Source organism: SAR324 cluster bacterium, assembly GCA_029245725.1.
Taxonomy (GTDB): domain Bacteria; phylum SAR324; class SAR324; order SAR324; family NAC60-12; genus JCVI-SCAAA005.
Genome location: JAQWOT010000058.1, coordinates 1 through 6,115, shown reverse-complemented (window position 1 = coordinate 6,115; position 6,115 = coordinate 1). Strand labels below are relative to the sequence as shown.

Below are 6,115 nucleotides of genomic sequence, written 5' to 3'. Positions count from 1 at the left end.
CGCAAGACCTGATGAACATTGGGGAGAGGCGGCCTGTGCATTTATTGAATTGAAACAAGGAACAACCCCTACCACAGAGGAACTTCGCCTCCATTGCCGATCTGCTTTGGCTGGATTCAAAGTCCCAAAGTACTACATTTTTTGTGACCTACCTAAGACTGCCACGGGTAAAATCCGTAAAGTTGAACTACGGGATCAGGCAAAAATATTATAGAATTGATGTTGGTTCAAACTCCTTCCAGCCTGCTCAAATATCTTCAATCTCATTCTTCATTATTAACTAAAGCGATTTTCATCTAATAGTTTGGCCTCCGAAGTGCGTGTCGCGCAATCTCAATGCATTTGGTCATCATCTAAATTTTCTGACTAAATAGGATCAGAATTTAGAATTTTGCTATATTTCTAGTCGGAAACGACACAGATTCAGCTTGGTCGATATCCTAGCGATCATTTTTAAGCCATAACTCTTAAATACATATGAAACGACATATCATTCTCGCCTCAGTCGCTTCTCTATTGAGTTTTCAGGTTTATGCTCTAGAGCAAAAGGATCTTGAGTGGCTTTTAATGCTCAACAAATGTGAAAAATGTGATCTCAGTCAGGCTGAACTCAAAGGCATCGACCTTGATCAAGCCAATCTCAATGGGGCAATTTTACGGAAAGTCAATTTCAATGAATCTAGTTTGCGTCAAGCCACCTTGAAGGAGGCATCACTGGTGGGGGCAGACTTACGTAAAGTTGACCTAAGTGGTGCAAACTTGAGCAATGCGAATCTGGTAGGTGCCAATCTTAGAAGAGCTAATTTGACTGCTGCTGATTTGAGCGGAGCCAAATTAAGCAACGCAAATCTAACCGGTGCAGACCTGAGTTCTGCAAATCTAACAGGTACCGATTTACTTGGAGTGGAGTTAATTGGGGCAAAAATGGAAAACGCAAATGCCCAAGGTGCGATTCTAAAAAATGCAAATTTGAGCATGACTAACCTAGTCCGTTCAAACCTCACGGAGGCTGATCTGAGCAATGCCAACCTCAGCGGAGCCAAACTGATTGATACAGACCTAACAAGAGCAACTTTGAGAAACGCAAACGTTTCTCGTAAGCAACTTTGCAGGGTCAAGACAACTCTGGGAATCATCAACCCTGAATGCACAGACCAATAGTCCAATGAATTTTAATTGCAGCCTGATTCTCTAGCATGCTGAATCGCTCATTTACGATCCTTGATGGTGGGATGGGCCAGGAACTAGTGAAAAGGGCCCAACACAAACTTACTCCACTTTGGTCTGGTGATGTCTTGAGAGATCATCCTGACTTGGTGGTAGATGTTCATCGTGATTTCATCAAAGCCGGTGCGGATGTAATCACACTGAGTTCCTATGCCGCGACACCCACTCGACTCGCTAAATACAACAGACAAGAAGAATTTAAAGTTTTGCAGGAAGCTGCAATCAACGCAGCAAGACAAGCTTGTAATGATATGGAGCAGTCTCCCTTAATCGCTGGTACTCTCCCACCTCTTCCAGGTAGTTATCGACCGTCCGAACGCTTAACTTCTCAATCCTCCCAAGAAGAATATCAGCAGATTGCAGAGCAACAATACAAACACGTTGACCTATTTTTATGTGAGACAATGGCTTCCATTGAAGAGGCTTGTATCAGTACAGCTGTAGCTATGAAATCAGGCCTACCCGTCTGGACTTCCTTCACCGTCAATGAAACAAATGGTTCATTTTTACGTTCTGGTGAGTTGATCATTGAAGCTGCAAAAGCAGTCCTTGCTGAGGGAGCAAGTGCTTTGTTGATCAATTGTTCGCCACCTGAAGCGACCTCAAAGGCTTTGGTTGAATTAGCTCCACACTCAGGGACTTTTGGGGCTTACGCCAACGGCTTTATTACAGTGGAACCTTATCAGGGACACGCAACTGTTGACGTCTTGAAGTCTAGAGAGGAGATCAACCCTCAAACTTATGCTGAGTTTGGGAAAGAATGGCTTTCGATGGGAGCTACGATTCTGGGAGGATGCTGTGAGATTGGCCCAGAACATATTGCAGAGATCTACAATCTCAGAGAGAAGATTCTGAGTTCAAACACTATTCAAAATCATCAATAATTTACTGATGTTGGTAATAGGCTTCTAGCCTCATATCTAAGAACCCCTGACCTCATCAACTCCATTGAAACGACCTACCTCTTACAAATTTTACTGCCAATTCCAACCTGCCAAGAAGACCCTAGTATCGTTAACAGATTCAACTTATTGAGGATAAAAAATTCTCTATGATTTAGATCAGTTGTTCTTGATCGGATAGAATTTCAAAGATAATGTTTTCTGATCTCAACTGATTTCGAAAATAACATTTTTAATTGCACCCCCATGATCGATCGATTGCAGAATCCTTTAGACCTCGTGATCTGTCTAAAGATGTTGAATGTCATTTCATTGTCAGACCATGAGTCAGAGAAAAGAATTGATAAGATTGTCTCCAAGCACCTTGGCGATCGCTACGAGGAATTTTCAAAGCAGGCAAATCAGCAACTAATCAATCTAACTGATGGTCAAAAAGTTAAACTGACTCGTGAATGCTTGGTTCGCTTGCAGGGAGAGAAGGATGCTACAAAAAAAGAAATTCTTCTCATGTTTGAGGAAATCATTTTTGCAGATGATGAAGTCCTCTCCTCAGAGAGAAAATTCTATGATCTCGCCAAAAGTCTTCTCCAGGTGAACACCTATGAGATTGAGCCAAGTGTTGAATTATTCGAGTACCTTAATGTTCTGAACTATGTTTCAAGCTCTGATTTTGCCAGCATCGACGAATTTGCCGAGATCTGGATCAAGTACATGGGTCCAGATATTAGAGTCTATTACAATGAGGCCTACCAAAACCTTAAAGACCTTGATCTGGAGAGCCAGATTCAGAAAGTGGGTGGGAATCTCAGAAAGCTGAACAACATCGATGATCAGCAAAAAATCAGTATTCGAACAATGGTCGAAGAAATCATATTCTCCGATGATGAGTTCACTGATGAGGAAAAAATTGTCTACGAATTGCTGCTGGAGAATCTGGGAGTCGAACCGGGCATAAAGTATGACCAACCCACGGCTAGTCCCCTTCGTTGGCTAAGCAACATTGAGCAAAGCCAATGGTTTCAAAACTTCATCAATCTGTTCATTGTTTTGACAGGAATTGTGGTGGGTTTAGAAACCAGTGAAGCACTAGTTACGGATTATCCCACCTTATTCTATTCAATCGACACGGTCATCAAGTACATTTTTTTAATCGAAATTCTTATTCGTTTCTTACCAAAATGGAATAAACCCCTGGCCTTCTTTTCCGATGGATGGAACATCTTTGATAGTCTCCTTGTGGTCGGCTCATTTCTTCCTTTTGGGTCTTATCCATTCGTCCTCAGGGTTATCAGACTCTTACGCTTCACAAGAATTTTTCGCCAAGTTCCCCAACTTAGAATAATCGTCATTTCACTGCTTCAGAGTACCAAACCCATTGGCTTTGTGGGTATTCTACTCTTACTCTTGATTTATATTTATGGGGTAATTGGCACTACAGTTTTTTCAAAAAATGACCCCATCCATTTTGGAGATCTCCCAATCAGCATGGTGTCCTTATTTCGGGCTGCCACTTTTGAGGACTGGACCGACATGATGTACATTCAGATGTACAGCTGTGCAGAGTATGGTTATGGGGACAACCCAGAATTGTGTGTAAATCCTGCAAAAATGCCGCTGATGGCAGTATTCTATTTTATTAGCTTCATCATCATCAGTGGTCTAGTAATTTTAAATCTAGTCATCGGGGTCATCATCCAAAGCATGACTCAAGCAAAGGGTAGTCTTGAGAAAGACGAGGAACTCCGAAAGACCATCAAGAATATTGATTTTATCGTGAAGAAGGTCAGGGCGAGAAAGTTCGAGGAAATGCTCGATACAAATGATTCTCAAGTATAATCAAAATCCCCACTAGAATTTTGATTTTATTGCAAATCAATTATATTTTTTTGTGAAAAAAAATTTGCTGGAACGGATCTGGAGCCTGCTTTTGCAAGAGGGTTTCTTTCCGTTAAAACGACATAGAAAGTTCGCGACTCTGCAGAAACTTTCTTGTCATTACCCGATAATTTGATTGCTACTTAGCTGATTTTGGAACTTACCTTGCCATTAGCTAACGTTTAATTGATATTTTTTTATCTCATTATCTGTATTTCCAATTCATTTCAGATAGTGAGGCCTCCTAAATTGGCTGAATGGCCTTGAGCAATCGTCCAAAACTCTTTCTACAGGAGTAAAGCACATGAACCCCACGTCCTATTCTTTAATTTTGGTCTTGGTTCTCTACGTCCTTGTTTTCGCCTGGCTTGTGAACTCCTATGGAGTGATTTAGGTCCGTGTAAATTTTGTTTCACTTAATTTTAATTTGTATGATTATCTTCAACCTGTTAATAGGTTTCATTTCTAAGCTAGCGGGATCATGTATATCCCGCCATTCTTCGCAATTCATATTCATTTAGGCAGATTCATGGCTTCTGTTGAGGTAAAAAATTTCGCCAGTAATGCTGACGAGGTCAGCACCCCAAGCAACGCAAGGGTTGAGACAGTTAATGTTGGTGGTCAAAGAGTAATAAAACTTACAGTGCAACCAGGTTGGAAGTGGTCGAAAGATATCAAACCGATTGTTGGCACTGAAAGTTGTCAAGCCAATCACATCGGGGTGATTGTTTCGGGGACAGTAACTTGTCGTCACAACGATGGAACCGAGGTGACTTATTCGGGTGGAGACGCCTATGCGATTCAGCCTGGACACGATGCATGGGTTGTTGGTGATCAACCAGCTGTTGCCTATGAATTCCACGGAGCTTGGGGAGACTAAGAATTCACCAGCACTATAAAATCTTGTTTTTTCACCCTCAGCCGCATAAGAGCTGGAGTTATTCTTAGTGTCTATCCATAAATAGACATTACCTGATTCAAAGTGATCATGGCAGCCGCTAAGCTGGTCAGGGCCAAGTAGGAGCAGTTGGTTTTTTCATACCTGGGGATCAACTTTCGAAAGCGATTGAACCAGGAGTGTGTCCGTTCGACGACCCATCGTCGCGCCTTGAACTCGGGATTGGTTGCGATCTCCTTCTTTTCCTCTCCTCGTGGGCGTATATGTGAGATGAAGCCATTGCACTGGGCGACTTCCTCTTTACCAACGTACCCTGCATCCAGGCACAAGTGGCATTCTGTTGTTGCCACCGGTGAAACGACGGCCGCCTTGAGTAAAGGCTCCAGAGCCACGCTGTCATGCTGGTTGGCTGCGCTGACGAGTAGTGAGATGGGGATGCCATTCTCGTCGACGAGAACATGTCGTTTTGAGCCTTTTTTTCCCCCGATCCGTCGGGTTTGGACCAGTAGACTCTCTGGCCAGAGGTGCTTCGATGCTAGCACTATCTGCTGCTTGCCAAGTCCAAGCGATTCCTTTTAGTTCGTCGTATTCGGCCAGACCTCGCTGCCAAATTTTGGTAAACACACCGGCAATACTCCATTGCTGGAACTTATCGTGAAGTGCCGAGGAGCTCATCCCGCCAAATTTTTCACGGGGCAAGGCATTCCAGATGATGCCAGTCCGTAAGACGTAAACCATTGCCGAAAAGTAGAGGCGATTGGAATATTTCGGTTTCCTGCCACCCCCTTGTTGGCGTTGGTAAGTCTTGTGGGCGACTCTTGGATTTCTGGGAATCAGGGGTTGCACCAATTCCCAAAAGGCATCCGAAACTTCCCAGGTCTTCTTTCTGGACATATCTTCCTTCTCCTAAGGTTGTCATTTGTCCTCCTAAGAAGGCTCAACAAGAAGGGGAAAATAGCCAATCTTTTATTTGCGGATAGACTCTTAGCCAAAAGCGGGTAAAGCACTTTGCCAAGAATTTCTTCTGCTTGATTCAACTTTTGATCGCAGAAAAGTTTCACAATCTAAACTATTCCTGAAATTTATCCTGATTCAGACTTGGCTTATCCGATCAAATTGTTTCAATTTGTGACATTCATGAAAACATATTTAAATTGACAAAATTTAGGGCTGTTTGCTATCATTTCAAAAGTATTCATTTATTCATTTCTAT

At 42.6% G+C, this 6,115-nt stretch carries 6 protein-coding genes; 5 read left to right on the top strand and 1 reads right to left on the bottom strand.

All coding sequences use genetic code 11. From position 1 onward, the window contains the following. The 5 genes from P8O70_02495 to P8O70_02475 all read left to right on the top strand — a co-directional run. The coding region (locus tag P8O70_02495; GenBank protein ID MDG2195753.1) for an acyl-CoA synthase at positions 1 to 214 on the top strand (214 nt) is incomplete at its 5' end. Between the two features lie 263 nt (positions 215 to 477). Continuing rightward, positions 478 to 1,161, top strand: coding sequence for a pentapeptide repeat-containing protein (locus P8O70_02490; protein ID MDG2195752.1), 684 nt, complete (start codon positions 478 to 480; stop codon positions 1,159 to 1,161). 35 nt (positions 1,162 to 1,196) lie between these two features. Next, positions 1,197 to 2,111 carry a homocysteine S-methyltransferase family protein gene (locus tag P8O70_02485; protein ID MDG2195751.1) on the top strand — a complete coding sequence of 305 codons (915 nt, stop codon included), beginning with the start codon at positions 1,197 to 1,199 and terminating at the stop codon, positions 2,109 to 2,111. Between the two features lie 264 nt (positions 2,112 to 2,375). Then, entirely contained in the window at positions 2,376 to 3,965 is a 1,590-nt protein-coding gene (locus P8O70_02480) for an ion transporter (GenBank protein ID MDG2195750.1), read from the top strand. A 568-nt stretch (positions 3,966 to 4,533) separates the two neighbouring features. Next, positions 4,534 to 4,884: a cupin domain-containing protein gene (locus tag P8O70_02475; GenBank protein ID MDG2195749.1), complete on the top strand. Its 351-nt coding sequence runs from the start codon at positions 4,534 to 4,536 to the stop codon at positions 4,882 to 4,884. Between the two features lie 71 nt (positions 4,885 to 4,955). On the opposite strand, the gene P8O70_02470 is transcribed toward P8O70_02475, so the two are convergent. Further along, positions 4,956 to 5,796 (bottom strand): IS5 family transposase gene (locus P8O70_02470; GenBank protein ID MDG2195748.1). Its coding sequence is split into 2 segments (ribosomal slippage): positions 4,956 to 5,376 and positions 5,375 to 5,796, totalling 843 coding nucleotides; the frame shifts between segments, so codons are not numbered across the junction. Positions 5,797 to 6,115: the final 319 nt, after the last annotated feature.